General features: G+C 35.7%; 14 protein-coding genes. 6 read left to right on the forward strand and 8 right to left on the reverse strand.

The genetic code is table 11. From position 1 onward, the window contains the following. Positions 1-20: 20 nt before the first annotated feature. Positions 21-1478, reverse strand: coding sequence for a phytoene desaturase family protein (locus QDN89_RS01595; protein ID WP_280768330.1), 1458 nt, complete (start codon positions 1476-1478; stop codon positions 21-23). Further along, positions 1475-2977, reverse strand: coding sequence for a phytoene desaturase family protein (locus QDN89_RS01600; RefSeq protein ID WP_280768331.1), 1503 nt, complete (start codon positions 2975-2977; stop codon positions 1475-1477). The genes QDN89_RS01595 and QDN89_RS01600 overlap by 4 nt, the downstream gene beginning before the upstream one ends. A 214-nt stretch (positions 2978-3191) precedes the next feature. On the opposite strand from QDN89_RS01600, the gene QDN89_RS01605 reads away from it, so the two are divergent. After that, positions 3192-3470 (forward strand): ubiquitin-like small modifier protein 1, encoded by a 279-nt coding sequence (locus QDN89_RS01605; protein ID WP_280768332.1) that lies wholly within the window; start codon positions 3192-3194, stop codon positions 3468-3470. 2 nt (positions 3471-3472) lie between these two features. Further along, positions 3473-3742 carry a MoaD-like domain-containing protein gene (locus tag QDN89_RS01610; RefSeq protein ID WP_280768333.1) on the forward strand — a complete coding sequence of 90 codons (270 nt, stop codon included), beginning with the start codon at positions 3473-3475 and terminating at the stop codon, positions 3740-3742. Between the two features lie 134 nt (positions 3743-3876). On the opposite strand, the gene QDN89_RS01615 is transcribed toward QDN89_RS01610, so the two are convergent. The 6 genes from QDN89_RS01615 to QDN89_RS01640 form a co-directional block, all read right to left on the reverse strand. Beyond that, the gene (locus tag QDN89_RS01615; RefSeq protein ID WP_280768334.1) at positions 3877-5697 is read right to left on the reverse strand and encodes an aldehyde ferredoxin oxidoreductase family protein; all 1821 of its coding nucleotides are present in this window, start codon (positions 5695-5697) and stop codon (positions 3877-3879) included. Positions 5698-5850: 153 nt separating this feature from the next. Beyond that, entirely contained in the window at positions 5851-7695 is a 1845-nt protein-coding gene (asnB, locus tag QDN89_RS01620) for an asparagine synthase (glutamine-hydrolyzing) (protein WP_280768335.1), read from the reverse strand. A 174-nt stretch (positions 7696-7869) separates the two neighbouring features. After that, positions 7870-8859: a class I SAM-dependent methyltransferase gene (locus QDN89_RS01625; RefSeq protein WP_280768336.1), complete on the reverse strand. Its 990-nt coding sequence runs from the start codon at positions 8857-8859 to the stop codon at positions 7870-7872. Positions 8860-8995: 136 nt separating this feature from the next. After that, complete coding sequence (locus QDN89_RS01630) at positions 8996-9469, reverse strand: low molecular weight protein-tyrosine-phosphatase (protein WP_280768337.1); 474 nt, start codon at positions 9467-9469, stop codon at positions 8996-8998. Between the two features lie 100 nt (positions 9470-9569). Then, positions 9570-9857, reverse strand: a complete 288-nt coding sequence (locus QDN89_RS01635) for a hypothetical protein (protein WP_280768338.1) — start codon at positions 9855-9857, stop codon at positions 9570-9572. 213 nt (positions 9858-10070) lie between these two features. Beyond that, on the reverse strand, positions 10071-10868 hold the full coding sequence (locus QDN89_RS01640; protein ID WP_280768339.1) for an SDR family NAD(P)-dependent oxidoreductase: 798 nt from the start codon (positions 10866-10868) through the stop codon (positions 10071-10073). Positions 10869-11315: 447 nt separating this feature from the next. On the opposite strand from QDN89_RS01640, the gene proC reads away from it, so the two are divergent. The 4 genes from proC to QDN89_RS01660 all read left to right on the forward strand — a co-directional run bounded on the left by proC (position 11316) and on the right by QDN89_RS01660 (position 15159). Continuing rightward, on the forward strand, positions 11316-12161 hold the full coding sequence (gene proC, locus QDN89_RS01645) for a pyrroline-5-carboxylate reductase (RefSeq protein ID WP_280768340.1): 846 nt from the start codon (positions 11316-11318) through the stop codon (positions 12159-12161). Between the two features lie 191 nt (positions 12162-12352). Then, positions 12353-13666 carry a phytoene desaturase family protein gene (locus QDN89_RS01650; protein ID WP_280768341.1) on the forward strand — a complete coding sequence of 438 codons (1314 nt, stop codon included), beginning with the start codon at positions 12353-12355 and terminating at the stop codon, positions 13664-13666. Positions 13667-13900: 234 nt separating this feature from the next. Beyond that, entirely contained in the window at positions 13901-14716 is an 816-nt protein-coding gene (locus QDN89_RS01655) for an ion transporter (protein ID WP_280768342.1), read from the forward strand. Between the two features lie 143 nt (positions 14717-14859). Then, positions 14860-15159 carry a MerR family transcriptional regulator gene (locus QDN89_RS01660; protein ID WP_280768343.1) on the forward strand — a complete coding sequence of 100 codons (300 nt, stop codon included), beginning with the start codon at positions 14860-14862 and terminating at the stop codon, positions 15157-15159. Positions 15160-15280 lie beyond the last annotated feature (121 nt).

Here is a 15280-nt window from a genome sequence, read left to right on the forward strand (position 1 = left end):
CCTTACTTTTTCTGTTAAACTCACGATAATTGGCTATTATTTACCGCATCTTCATCATCTAAAAATTGAGATAACACTTTTGCTCCTTGCATGACAATTGGTACTCCCCCACCTGGATGAATCGATGCTCCAACAGCATAAACATTATCATAATCAAATGGTTTTACTTGAGGACGAAATACCCCCGATTGGAATAATGTTGGTGCTAAACCAAAACTTCCTCCTTCAAACAAGCCGTCTCTTTTTGATTCAAAAGGTGTTCGAACTTGCTTCCACAAAATTTTATTATAAATATTTTCATCTAAACGTTCTTTGATTTCGTGAAGCATTTTATCCGCAAAAGCTAGATATTCCTCTTTGGAAATCTCCTTTGAAGTAGGAACTGGTATCAACATGTATGCGACACTTTTCCCTTCTGGGGCAAGAGTTTCATCAATTAAAGATGGGTGAAACAAATAAAATGATGGGTCTTCTGGTAATTTTTTTTGCACAAAAATTTCATCCATTTGTTGATCTAAGTCGCTTCCCATAAAAAATTGATGAACGTAATTGGTATTTAATTTTCCTTCTATTCCTAAATAAATGAGAACACATCCGGAAGATGGGATATAAGAACGATTTGTCGTCTTATTAACAAGCTTTTCGGCTATAGGAAAATCTCCATTTAATATAAAGCGATCAAAATAATGCTTTTCTCCATGAACCGTAAGCGAAGTGGCTATACCTTTGCTTAATTCTACCTCTTGTACGTCAGCATTATATTCAATTGTTACCCCTCGCTTTTCTAATTCGTCTGTTAGGACTTCAGCAAGATGGGCATACCCACCTTTAATATACCAGATACCATGTTGATGTTCACTAAATGGAACAAGAGAATAAATCGCTGGCGTATGTTCAGGGGAACCACCTATATACAAGGTTTGTAAAGAAAATGCTTCTTGTAATTTTTTAGCTTGAAAATATTTTTTTGACTGATTTTTCACCGATTGATAAGCTTTCAGTTTCACAAGTGTTTTGACATTCTTTCTAGTCCAAAAGGATCGCTTTCTAACAAACGGTTGCTCTAAAAAAGCTTTTGATCCTTTTTCAAATCTATCAGCCATATCTTTCATATATAAAGAAAAATGATCACTTTCACCTGGAAAATGTTTTTCAATTTCCTCTTTTTGCTTATTAACGTTACTCCACTTATGAAAAGATGTTCCATCACGAAAGTGAAGAGGATAAGTTGGGTCAATTTGCACCATGTCAATTTGTGATAAATCAACGTTTACATCTTGTAAAATATTCCGAATCATTTGAGGGAGTAGAACAATGGTTGGTCCTTCATCAATTTTGAACCCATCCTGTTCTGTAAACGCTAAACGACCTCCTAATTTATGCATTCTTTCAAATATCGTAACGTTTTCACCTTTTTGATTTAAGTATAATGCAGTGATCATTCCACCAATTCCACCACCGACGATGGCATTGTTCATATCTTCACCTCCTCTTTACTATACTTTTTGATTAATAAACTAGCTGTAATTCTTGCAGATTCAAAAATCGTTGGTAGACCACTTCCAGGATGTGTTCCCCCTCCAACAAGCCATAGTCGATCAATTTCATTAAATTGGTTATGAGGTCTGAAATACATCATTTGACCTAAATTATGAGCAAGATTAAACGTTGCTCCTTTATAAACATGTTTTTGATGTTCCCAATCGTATGGTGTAAGCACTTTTTCTACTTCAATATTACTTTCTAAATCTTTTAATCCAGTTCTTTTCTTTATCTGATTAAAAATCAATTCTCTAAATGTATCTGTTTCATTGTTCCAATCAATTCCACTGAAATTATTCGGTACTGGAGCTAAAATATACAGAGCTGATTTTCCTTGTGGAGCCAGTGTCGGATCTGTTACGGATGCATTTTGTACGTAAATAGAAGGATTATCCGATAAAATTTTCGTTTTCGTAATCTCTTCCACGTTTTTCTTGTAGTCATCTGAAAACAATATGGTATGATGATCCAAATCAATTGGTTGATTGACACCAGCATAAATCATAAAAGTCGAACAAGAATACTTTTTCTTTTGCAAATGAATATTTTTAAATTTACGTCTTTTATCGTCATCAATTAATTTTGTCATCCCTTGTGCAAAATCAGCATTCATGATTACATCATCGGCCTCAACCAACTCTCCATCATCTAATTCTAACCCTGTTACTGCTCGACGATCATCAAGAAGAAGTTTTTTCACACCAACTCCAGTATGAATTTCTCCACCATGTTCTTTCACAACTTTTGCCATGGACTTTGTTAATTGATTTAAGCCCCCAATAGGATGGAATACTCCATACTCATGTTCCATAAATGAAAGAATACTAAATGCTCCTGGGCAATCCCAAGGAGACATTCCTAAATATTTGGATTGGAATGTAAAGGATAATTTCAAACGTTCGTCATCAAAGTATTTAGACAAAACTTCATACAACGACTTTCCTAATTCCAACTGAGGAAGCGCTTTTAGCGTTCTAAGCCGCATATAATCAAACAAAGAAGCATGGTTATTTTGCAAAATTGGAGAAAGTGCTGCCATTTTTTTTCTTGTATCAACCATAAAACGTTCGTAACTTTCTCCATTCCCTGGAAATAATTGTTCAATATTTTTTTTCATTTTATCAGGATCTCTTGTCGCTCTTATTGTCATCTCATCAAACGATAAAGAATACATCGGATCCAATTCTTTTAACGTTGTGTAATCTTCTAACTTTCGATTAGAAGATTCAAAAACTTCTTCTAAAATGTGCGGCATACTTAAAAAAGTAGGACCCAAATCAAATGTGTATCCCTTTTCAGTAAATGATGATGTTCTACCACCTACATACGGTTGTTTCTCAAATATTTGAACACGAAACCCTTTAGCTGAAAGTATCATTCCAGCAGCTAATCCACCGGGACCTGCACCAATTATTGCAATTTTACGAGCTCCCACATTCCTCACCCCTTTACTATCAAATATGATCTAAAATACCCATTCCCTCTTTTACGTTCTATAAACAAAACTTATACAAATTGTATATCGACTTTAATAAGAATGCAAAAGATTTGCTGAACTCTGCTATAAAGGGATTTTTTTAAAAATTCAGGTAGTTTCAATTGTCAAATTCGGTCTTTTTCGTCATAATGAAGAAAAGAGGTGATGACGCATGAAGGAAATTAAAGTGTTTGCAACATTTAGAGAAATTTGTGATGGCAAAACGATTCAAGTCTCTTACCGTGAAGGACAATCAATCGATGAAATTTTAGCCGATGTGACAAATCAATTTCCAGATATGGAAGAGGAATTATTCACAGAGGAGCATCAAGTAAGACAGCATGTCCATGTTTTTATCAATGGCAAAAACATTATTCACCTCAATGGCCTTAAAACAGAGGTTAAACCTGAAGACCAATTAGCGTTGTTCCCTCCAGTTGCAGGAGGTTAATAATGACTGAAAAATTAGAAATTCGAGGGATTCATCATAAAGACATTATTAGTTATTTAATGGAATTAGGAGGAGAAAAGGTACCGAGTGAAGAAGATTTCGTTGTGATCGATAGTAAGGAGTGGAAGTGTACTGTATCACCAGAACAATTCTTTACATTTATGCATTCTTCTATTCCGAAAGTACATCTTGAATTTCAATCAGATAACAGTGAATTGTTAACTGAGGTACTACGAAAATTCCGATTAAAAACGTTTCGTGCTGGAGGTTGATCCAGATTCATGCCCTACGCCACAACAAAAGGACGTGTTAAGTTTCATTAACAAACGTCCTTTTTAATTTTGCTCTATTTTTACCCTTTCTATGTTGATAATATATATTCAACAAAAGCTTTAACTTTGTATTTTTATGCTCCTACTGTTGAGATATTTAGTTCTTTTAATTTTTCTGGAGGAACAACACCATCTTTCCAGCCTCGAACATCATAATATTCCTCAAGCATTTCAGGTAAATGAGAAACTTCGCCTTCTGAATTTCCTGTCGCTTTTTCTTTCAGGAATCGTTCTGGAAGACTGTCATCTTTACCAGTAAATCCAGCTTTATTATTAAAGTAGCGCTCGATATTGTAAACCCTTTCACCAATCTTCATAATATCATCGGCGCTTAACTCAATACCAACAACTGCTGTATATTGCTCCGCGTACAAATCAGCGTTCTCAGAAAATGCGGAGAACTTACAAAGATCTAATGAATCAGAGAAAGCATGGAGATCTTGGAAAATCTTTAATAGGTTGCCTTTTCCTTCTACCGCTAACCGATCTACGGGTTCAGGAAGTCCTGCAATTTCAGCAGACACGGAGTAACCTCTTAAGTGACAAGCACCTCGATTACTAGTGGCATAACCTAATCCAATACCTTGAATGCCCCGCGGATCATAGGCTGGAATCGATTGATTTTTCGACACCATCGCAAGCCCGCCGTTTCCAAATGAAATGGCTGCTCGACCTGGACCTTCTGCAAGAACATCCCCAATACCTTGACGGTGAACAATCTTTTCTATCCATTCGATCATCGTATCCACATCACCCCAGTCCAAGCGTTCTTTTATGAGGCCTTTCTCGTAAGCTTCCATGGCTACAGAGAAACAATGACCAAGCTCAATTGTATCAATGCCATATTCATTACAGCGGTCAATCATATAAGCGACGGCTTCTTTATTTCCAGTACCACAGTTTGGTCCAAGTGCCCACGCTGATTCAAACTCAAAGCTTTCTACTTTCACTTTATACTTGCCTTCTGTCACTTCTACTTCTTTTTTACAAGCTACTGGACACGCATGACAAGTAGGTTCACTGACAAGAATTTCCTCACGAACCGTTTCACCACTCACACCTTCTGCATGCTCTGAGTGTGTGGATTGTGAGTTATTTGTTGGAAGCGCACCTGATTCGTTAATAATATTCATCAGTACGTTTGTGCCGTAAACCGATAATCCACCTTTGTTTGGTGCCGTTAATGCTCCTTCATTGATAGCTTTTAATCCAGCCTTAACTGCCGTTTTATATTGATCTGGAAGAGCAGGTTGCGGCATGTTACCTCTCTGAGTCGCTTTGATCACAATGGCTTTTAAATTTTTAGAGCCTGCAACTGCTCCCGATCCTCCACGCCCAGAAGCTCGGTCATCTTCATTCATCCAACCTGCATAACGGATTAGATTTTCTCCACCTTGGCCAATAGACATAATACTTGTATCTTTTTCTCCGTAAAGTTCTTCCAATGCTTTAATTGTTGGACGTACACCTTTTCCCCATAAAGACGATGCATCTTTTAATTCAGCTTTTCCATCCTCAACATACAAATAAACTGGCTTATCGCTTTTACCTGTGAAAATTAAGTTGTCAAAACCTGCCCATTTCAGACGAGCGGCTGTCCACCCTCCCATATGGGAATCTGTAACAGTTCCTGTTAGCGGTGAACGTGTGACGGTGCATAAACGACCACTCATGTGAATTCGAGTTCCTGTTAAAGGTCCTGTCATAACAGCAAGAATATTGTCTGCTGAAAATGGCTCCACGTCATACACTCCATGGTCTACCATGTACTTGACCCCTAATCCCCTCGCGCCAACATAATTCCGTAAATCCTCTTCATTCAACTTACGATACGTGACTGTACCTTTCGACAAATCGACCCAGGCTTCGTGATTCTTATAGCCTCCAAGATTCATGAAGATACCTCCCCATTTCAGAATTTTCCTACACTTGAATAGATTCTTCATCGTTTGCTAAAATTCCTCTTTTATCTAAATTTTCTTTTTAATTTTTATTCCGTTATTAATAATATTTTTGACTTTTGCTATGTTAAATAATTTTACTTTGTTTTATATCTCTACATTATATTCTTCAAACCACATGTCTAGTTGAAGCAAGTAAGCAATAAGTTGTGGTCCTGACATTAATTGGCCAAAATAGGGAGTTTGAAATGAAGCACCTTCCGATTCAACTAAGTATTGAAGTTTCTCATAGTCAAAGATGTCGTATAGCTGTGATTCTTTTTTTTCTAACCGATTCTTTAATGCCGTGGTCACTAATTTCGTATAGATTGGATGATGTGTTTTAGGATATGGACTCTTTTTTCGATAAAGTACATCTTCTGGCAGAACTCCTTCTAATGCTTTTCTTAAAATCCCTTTTTCACGTCCGCCTAACATTTTCATCTCCCAAGGGATGTTCCAGACATACTCCACTAATCGATGATCTGCAAATGGAACTCTCACTTCCAAACTTTTTGCCATACTCATTCGATCTTTTCTTTCTAAAAGAGTCGGCATAAACCAAATCATATTTGCATAAAACATCTCTCTTCGTTTAGCTGCTATCCCTGATTCTCCCTCTAATCTTGGTACCTCAGTCAACGTTTCTGCATACCTCAGTTTCGCGTATTTATTTAAGCTAATCCTTTTCTTCCATTTCGTATGAAGAAGCCCTTCTCTTTCAGTTACAGAATTCATCCAAGGGAATACATCACTATATAATTTCTTCGGATCGTGAAACCATGGGTATCCTCCAAATATTTCATCAGCACATTCTCCCGATAATCCAACAGTGGCATGATCACGCACCTTACCACAAAACCATAATAGAGACGAATCTATATCAGCCATTCCTGGTAAATCACGAGCTTTCATCGCATCTTTTAATAAGTAGACTAGTTTTTGTTGGTCAATCACTGCACGATAATGGTCCGTACCAAATGCTTTGGAAACTTTTTTTACCCAAGGAGCATCTTGATTCGGTTGAAATGCACTTTCTATAAAATACATCTCATTGTCTTCGTAATCAATGGAGAAAGTTTTTAAATGAGACCTTCCTTGTCTTGCCTCATATTCCGTTGCAAAAGCTGTTATAGCACTAGAATCAAGCCCTCCAGATAAAAACGTACACACAGGGACATCAGCCACAAGTTGTCGTTCTACCGTATCTTTAAATAACTCTTTTATATGCGTAGCTGTATCTTCAACTGATTCCGTATGCGGAGCACTTTGAACTTGCCAGTATCTTCTGCACTCAAACTCTCCTTTTGATACACGCATCCAGTGAGCAGCTTTTAATTCTTCCATTCCTTTGAATATGCCATGTCCCGGTGTTCGTGAAGGACTTAACGCTAATAACTCTTGCAATCCTTCTTCATCCAGCTTTGCTTGCACTGATGGGTGAGCAAGAATCCCTTTAATTTCAGAACTAAATAATAACCCTTCCCCTAATCGATACATAAATAAAGGCTTAACACCTAAACGATCTCTAGCTAAAAAGAGCTGTTCTTTTTTTCCGTTCCAAATAGCAAATGCAAAAATCCCATTTAGTTTTTTTACACACCCTTCCCCCCAGTGAATATAGGAAAATAGTAAAACTTCCGTATCTGAATGAGATTGAAATTGATAACCGAATTCTTTAAGTTTATTCCTCACTTCCTCGGTATTATACAACTCTCCATTGTAACAAATGGTATACGTGTGACCATTTACTTTTCTTGTCATCGGCTGGCCTCCGCCAGTTGGGTCAACAACTATTAATCTTGTATGACCAAAAACCACGTGGTCGGTTGTCCACGTGGTAGTAGCATCAGGCCCTCTTTTACCGAGAGTATTTGCCATATTTAATACTATTTTTCTCTCTTGTTCATTTAACGGTAGTGTAAAATCGATCCACCCTGTTACTCCACACACTGGTCATCCCTCTTTTCATGAATCAAGTATGATATCTGCTTTTACCATGCTATTCAAAAGAGCTTATCCCTAATACAATGGATTTTTAAACTTCGAGTAAAAGACGCGTACCTTATTGTTAAAATAAGAAAACCCCTCTTTTTTTTAAAAAAGGGAGGTTTCTCAACAAGCTAATTATTTCATTTTTTTCATGGTAACTAAATACCAACCACCCTCTTTAATAAGTGGTTTTGCATCTTTTAAAGTAAGCCCCACTCTTTTCCCGTTTTCCTTTATTTCATCCAACGTTGGCAACGAATATAAATTCTCGTGGGCAGTCATAAATGCATTAAATGCTGAGGTAAACGACTGTCCATATTTAGCTTTCATCATTGGACTTATAAATGTGACAATTCCATCTTTTTTCATCACATTCGATATATTTCTAAAAAGATCCATTCGTTTATCTTCAGGGAAATAATAAAGAAAATTATGTGCCATTACCATATCAACTTTTCCCTGAAAATTTTTAATATACTCCATCATATCCCCTTCGGAAATGGTTACATCTTTACCTAAATTTTCATTTGCTTTTGCTGCTAACTCGGTGTTTATTTCGACTCCATGTAATTCAATCTTTGGAAATTTAGTGTGGATACTATTTAAATACCCTCCATAGCCACAGCCTAAATCAATAATGGACGTTGGCTTTTCTTTTTTTATCCATCTTAATATAGGTGGAACAGCCGCTTTTTCTAATAGCGTAGACGTCTGCGCGACAATATCTGCAAATGAATCTTCTAAGTAAGTGAGTCGTTCATTTGTTTTTAATAATTCTGGATATTTAAGGAGAGTAGGAATATGAAGTTCCATCATTTCTCTTAATAAAATCCCTACTGACTCTGGACTATCTGCTGAAGCGTACTTCACCATTTTCTTTTTTGCTTTTACTTTACCTGCTAATCCTTTCTTTAAGTGTCCTACTTCAATCCCGACTTCTACCCATCTTTCTAACAAGGCGATATTTAGCTCGCATTCCTTAGCAACTTGTTCTACAGATTTTGACTTTTCTAAGCATTTAAATAAATCTAATTTATATCCAACATGTGCATGCCAAGTTGTTAAAAAATCTTCATTACTTTTCATCCAATTTCTTGCAATAATAAAACGATGTAGTTCACTCAACTCGTTCAGCTCCTCTCAAGCATTACCAACAGATGTAAAGCACATTTCCCTTACTTTTACATTGTTAAACTATTTTAGCTGTTCTTATTGAACAATAAAAACCAGCAAAGCTATGATCGCTTATGCTGGCTTCTAGTTAAAGTTTTTCTTTTTTGGAAATGTAGCTTAATAATTTTTCGCAACCTTTATCGATGAGATCATACACCTCTGTAAAATTACCTGTAAAATAAGGGTCCGGAACATCTTCTGTCTTCACGTCAGGAACAAAATCTAGCAAGCGATGGATCTCGCCGCTTGACGTATCCAAACTTTTTAAACGGTGAATATTCCCTAAATTTGATGCGTCCATAGCAATAATATAATCAAACTCTTTTAAATCTTTCTTCTCCAATTGTCTTGCTGATAACTGATCGTGGTTTACATTATATTTCTCTAAAATTTCTAATGTTCCTTCATGTGGTCGTTTTCCGATATGCCAATTGCCGGTCCCCGATGAATCCACTTTTATATGATTTTCTAACCCTTCAGTTATCACTTTATCACGAAAAATTGCTTCAGCCATTGGCGATCTACAGATGTTTCCTAAACAGACAAATAATACATTTATCAACATTTTTCTCTCCTTTATTCATTTCACTCTCATTATTATAGACTAGAATTAGACAAAGAAAAACCTCTTGGATGAACCAAGAGGTAAATAATTTATAAACTTATTGAAACAATTCCGTATAGTTTAATCGAATGTCTTGAACGATCGCATCAATGGAAGGAAATGTTTCACCAACTAAATACGTTTTTACACTTTTTAGTGAAGACGAAGACTCTGGATCTCCTTGTAAAATCTGAACTTGCTCTTCAGGATCACATTCAATTTCTTCAATGTTTTGCCCTTCACAATGGCAGTCAACATTATCAAAGCGCTCATACACGACAAATACGTTCCCATTTGTCTCGTCGGTTAATAACTCTCTTGTTTCCACTAAGTCTTTTACGATCATCGTAAAAACTTCCTTTCTGTTCGAAGATATTATTTTTGTGAATTTAATCACGTACTCTTTGAATTACAATACTTACTATACACTATCTTTACTATTTCTTTGCTACTATCGTGTGAACATTAGGTTACATTTCCAAGACAAAAAAGTAAACGGAGTTACTTAAAGGTACCCTAAAAAATATGCTTAACTAAATAAAATGAACCTAAAAGATTTTTATTTTTGACGTAGTTGTTTACCTGCTACCTTTTCCACTATCCTTGGACACAATTGATACAAAGTAGATCCTATTCCCATCCAAATCGGAAGGTTCAACTCTCGTTTCGGTTTTTTTATAAGTTGGACTATTTTTTTTGCAACATATTCTGCTTCTAAAATAAATTTTTCCATACTCTTTTCATACTCACCTGTTTTATCTGCAATAGTAAGAAACTCCGTTCGAATTGGTCCAGGATTAACGACACTTACATGAATCGGGTCATCGTGTAACTCCATTCTTAATGAGTTTGCAAAACCTAATACCGCATGTTTTGTTGCAGCATATACGCTCGCTTTTGGAGTTGCAAGTTTTGCTGCTTGCGATGCAACAAATATAATTTGACCGTAATGATTGTCTTTCATATAAGTTAGTACTTCTTTCGTACATGCAATAGTTCCGAGAACATTCACTTGAAACATCGCTTTAGCATCATCTAACGATGCTTCCAAAACCGAGTCAAATTTCGCGAACCCTGCATTATTTATTAATGTTGTAATTGGTCCATGCTCTTTATAGATTTGTTGAAAGGTTAACTTAATTGATTCTACATCTGTAATATCTAACCGATAATAAGGAGCATAGATTCCTGTTTCGTATTGAATTTGCTGAGAAATTAATTGTAATTTATCTTCAGACCGAGCTAATAAAATAGGTACTCCACCTCTTTTTGCCACTTCTAAAGCCATTTCTTTCCCAATCCCGCTTGATGCTCCAGTAATTGCTACACGTTCGTTACTAATTGTTTTACCTGTCATAAAGAAAACCCTCTCTAAATAATAGTTGTAGTCAACTCATTATATCTACATCTGCAAGGAAACATCAAAACATCTCTTTGTAGGTTGACATTTATGTCTAGCAGGCTCATAATGATAGAAATTTCAACCATTTTCTGAATAAATAAACTTTTTGATGTAGCGTCACTTATTTCTTCTTTGCTTTGTTATTATTTAAAGTTTAATATTAAAAATTAATTAAGACTTCTTTAGGGAAAAGGTTTAGAGTGTGATATTTCTAAAACAGCAACAGAATAGTTATCGGAGAATTTTTTAACAACCGTGCATAATTGAACATTAAACTCTTTTTTTTTCGTTAAAATGACAATTTTCCAATCGTTATCGGGCAGGATTCTTTAGACTATCCGTCATTTACGGCCATTAAAAAAGAGCATAAATATATTTATAAATGACAAAAGGCGGGATACTATGAATATGAATGTAACATTGATTGGAGCGGGCTCCATGGCAGAGGCTCTCATTACTGGGTGGTTAAGATCAGAAAAACTGTTACCTGAAAATATAATGGTTACAAACCATAGTAATAATCAACGTTTACAAGACCTCACCACTACTTATGGTATACAAACTTCTCGAAATCCAGAACTTCTTCTTGATCATGGACATTTATTTATTCTTGCATGCAAACCAAAAGATTGGAAAAACGCACTAAAACCATTCCAACAAACAATTCATTTGCCGGTAGTTTCTGTAATGGCTGGGGTAACTATAAAAGATATAGAAAACTTTTTTCCTCACTCTCATGTCTCTGTCATCCGGTCAATACCAAATACTTCCGCTGTAGTCAACGCTGCTATGACACCTTTTTCAATAGGACAGTGGGTTACTCCTGTTCAAAGAAACCTTGTGGAAGAACTATTTCAACTAGTTGGGGAAACAGCTGAAGTTCCTGAGAAACATATGGATGCTATGACTGCTTTAACTGGAACTGGACCTGCTTATATTTATTATTTAATGGAATCGATGGAAATTGCTGCAGAAAAAATTGGCATTGATAAAGACTTAGCGAGACATTTAGTATCTCAAACACTTCTTGGTGCTGGATTACGTGTCCAAACAAAGGAGCTTTCACCTAAGATGCTATATGAACAAATCATGAGTCCTGGTGGTACAACAGAAGCAGGATTTAAAGTCTTGCAAGAACAAAAATTGCAAGAAACAATGATCGACTGTATCTATCGAGCTTATGAACGATCAAAAGAATTAGGTAATGCGAAACCAAATGTTCTTATTAGTGATAAGTATCAACAATAATAAATATCCATTATTTTCAATCTTTCTCTTCTTTTTCTTAGCATAGCGAACCACCTTTCTCTCTATAATTAGGATTCTTCTCTTTAAAACCTTTCCATTGTAAGATATAATTATTAACAATGTCACAATAGTATTTACTATAAATTTAGGTCGATTTCGTTGAATTTCATATACATTGGGAGGTATCGCAAATGAGAACGAGCCAATACGATATAGTGGTAGTTGGTGGGGGGTTAGCAGGATTGTCAACTGCAGCTTACTTAGCATACCACGGGAAAAAAGTGGCTCTCCTAGAGCGAGGCAAATTGGGAGGTCGTGCAATGACAATCCAACTAAAAGGATATCAGTTTAATTTTGGAGCTCATGCGATTTATGCTCGAGATACCTCATATTTATCTAAATTGGAACAAGAATTAGGCTTAAATATCCATTGGGAAGATTTCACTCAACTTAAAGCAAAATTTGATATGGGTGAAGATACCTCCGTCATTCCATCCAACATAGGAGGCCTGTTGCAAACCAAACTTCTTAAAGGAATGGATAAATTTAGGTTTGCTTATCACATGTTATTTACTACGTTAGGATTTGAAAAAGGCGATCCTAATTTGTCTATACAAGAATGGATTGATTTAAGGAAAATTAGTCCTGCTGTTAAAGAAATGATGCTTAATTTGGCTACGACAAACTTCTTTTCTGGAGATCCTGACAGCATCCCGTCGGATGTGTTCTTTAGTTATTATCGTAGATTATTTAAGACGAACATTCCGGTTAGTTTTATTCAAGGTGGATGGAAAGTTCTCATTGAGGAATTCAAGAGAATTATTAAAAAAAATGGTGGAGACATTATAGAAAAAACAAAAATCACCAATGTCCTATCTAATGACAGTGAAGTCACAGAAGTCCAAACGAAAAAACACGCTTATTCTGCAAAAGAGTTTGTTTTTGCTATCCCTCCGGAAGAATTGCAAAAGCTTTTTCAAGACTCACCAATTAAATCAGAACTAGAACGTTTTACTGACTATGAACCCACGTATGTCATGTTTTATGACGTCGGTCTAAAAAAACGAATTGAATCAGATTATACTTATATTTTTGATAAAGATCGACAAATATTTATTACGGATATTTCTTACTATGATATGGAAGCTGCTCCTCCAGGAGGACAATTACTGCAAGCAGTTGGATATTTAAGTCAAAACGAAATTCATGATCCTCTGGCACATGAGGAAATGATCAAGAGGATGGAACATTTCTATGATAAACATTTTGATGGTTGGCGAAAACAGTTAGTTATTCCAAGAGCATCTAAAAAACCTGTCTTACAAGCGATTCGCTGGTCAATGAATCAACGAGGATTACCAACACACTTTGACAAGTTACCAAATGTCCATTTTGCCGGTGATTGGTGTCAAGGAACTGGTCAACTATCTGAATTATCTTTCTCAAGCGCCTATAATGTATCTAAGAAGATTTTAACCAAAAAAGCAGCAATACAAGGTGTTTAACATTAGGAGGGTACTCTTTAGGGTAGCCTCTTTCTTCTGTTATTTATTTTTAGTAGAATAATAGAGTATTTATTTTATTGGTTACCCTAAAAACTAATCAAAAAGAGTTCCTACTTTTTGCCTTCCACTTTATAAGAGAAGCGAGTGTTAATCTCAGAGCAATCTCTTATGATAATAGGTCATTTTATTGCTTGGTAACAATATTGAAACTGAAAATTGTTGGAGGAATTCACTTTGAAAAATCATAAAAAGTTGCCCGTTTGGAAACAAAAATTAGGTCAACTAGTAGAAAATCGTTGGTTTACAAGTTCTGTTATAATATTAATCTTGATCAATGCTATCGTAGTGGGATTGGAAACATACCCTAATCTCTATTCAGAATATAAGTCTGCTTTTTGGACTGCAGACCGGATTTTATTATGGATTTTCACTGTGGAAATTGCGCTTAGATTATTAGCAGCTCCTTCGTTAAAGCATTTTTTTACAAACAGTTGGAATTGGTTTGACTTCATCATCGTTGCAGCTGGACATGTTTTTGTTGGTGCACATTTTGTAACTGTCTTACGTATTTTGCGGGTACTTCGAGTGTTCCGCGCTATATCTGTCGTACCTTCTTTACGAAGACTTGTTGATGCATTGCTTATGACGATACCAGCTTTAGGAAATATTATGCTATTAATGAGTATTATTTTTTATATTTTTGCCGTAATCGGTACGATGTTATTTCAACAAGTATCCCCCGAATATTTCGGTAATTTACAACTGTCTCTTTTGACATTATTCCAAGTTGTTACGCTAGAGTCTTGGGCAAGTGAAGTGATGCGCCCTATATTTGAAATACTTCCATGGTCTTGGTTATACTTCGTGTCTTTCGTTTTAGTAGGTACATTCGTTGTGTTTAATTTATTTATTGGTGTTATCGTTAATAATGTTGAAAAGGCTGAATCCGCAGAGGAAGAAGTAAAAGACACCCATAATGAAGTAATGGAACTTAGAAAAGAAGTACAAGAGTTAAAACATTTAATAAAAAATGAAGTCATTAATAAATAAAAGATTACATTTATACCTATAATGGGACTATTATTCCTTTCCAACCTAGCCCATGTTAGATAATCTCACAAAAATACCAACTTCTTTTTCGTTCCATGATATAGTATGAAAAAAGCGAATGTTGAAGAAGGAAGGGATTTCGTTTGACTGCTACTTACAAAGATAAAAAAGTGATTAGTATAGGAATTGCAAGCGAACTGACAGGCTTATCAGAACGTCAAATTCGCTATTATGAAGAACGTAAATTAATTTTCCCGGAAAGAAGTAAAGGCGGGACTAGAAAATATTCGTTTGCAGATGTTGAAAGGCTCGTAGACATTGCAAATAAAATGGAAGATGGAATGCAAACATTCGAAATTCGTAAAGAAGAAATGAAGAAGACAGATCTTCGCGATAAAATGCTTCGCGGTCAGCTGAATGCCGCCTTTAAGATGCGAAAGTAACTTTTTTAGAAGGGGCATTGGAAGTAAACTGTGAAAGACATTTAACATTAAATGATTCCATTTTGAATGGCCACCGAAAAAATCGGTGGTTTTTTCATGGATTCTCGTATATGACACATAC

This window comes from Salipaludibacillus daqingensis, assembly GCF_029891575.1.
In the GTDB taxonomy this organism is placed as follows: Bacteria; Bacillota; Bacilli; order Bacillales; family Salisediminibacteriaceae; genus Salipaludibacillus; species Salipaludibacillus daqingensis.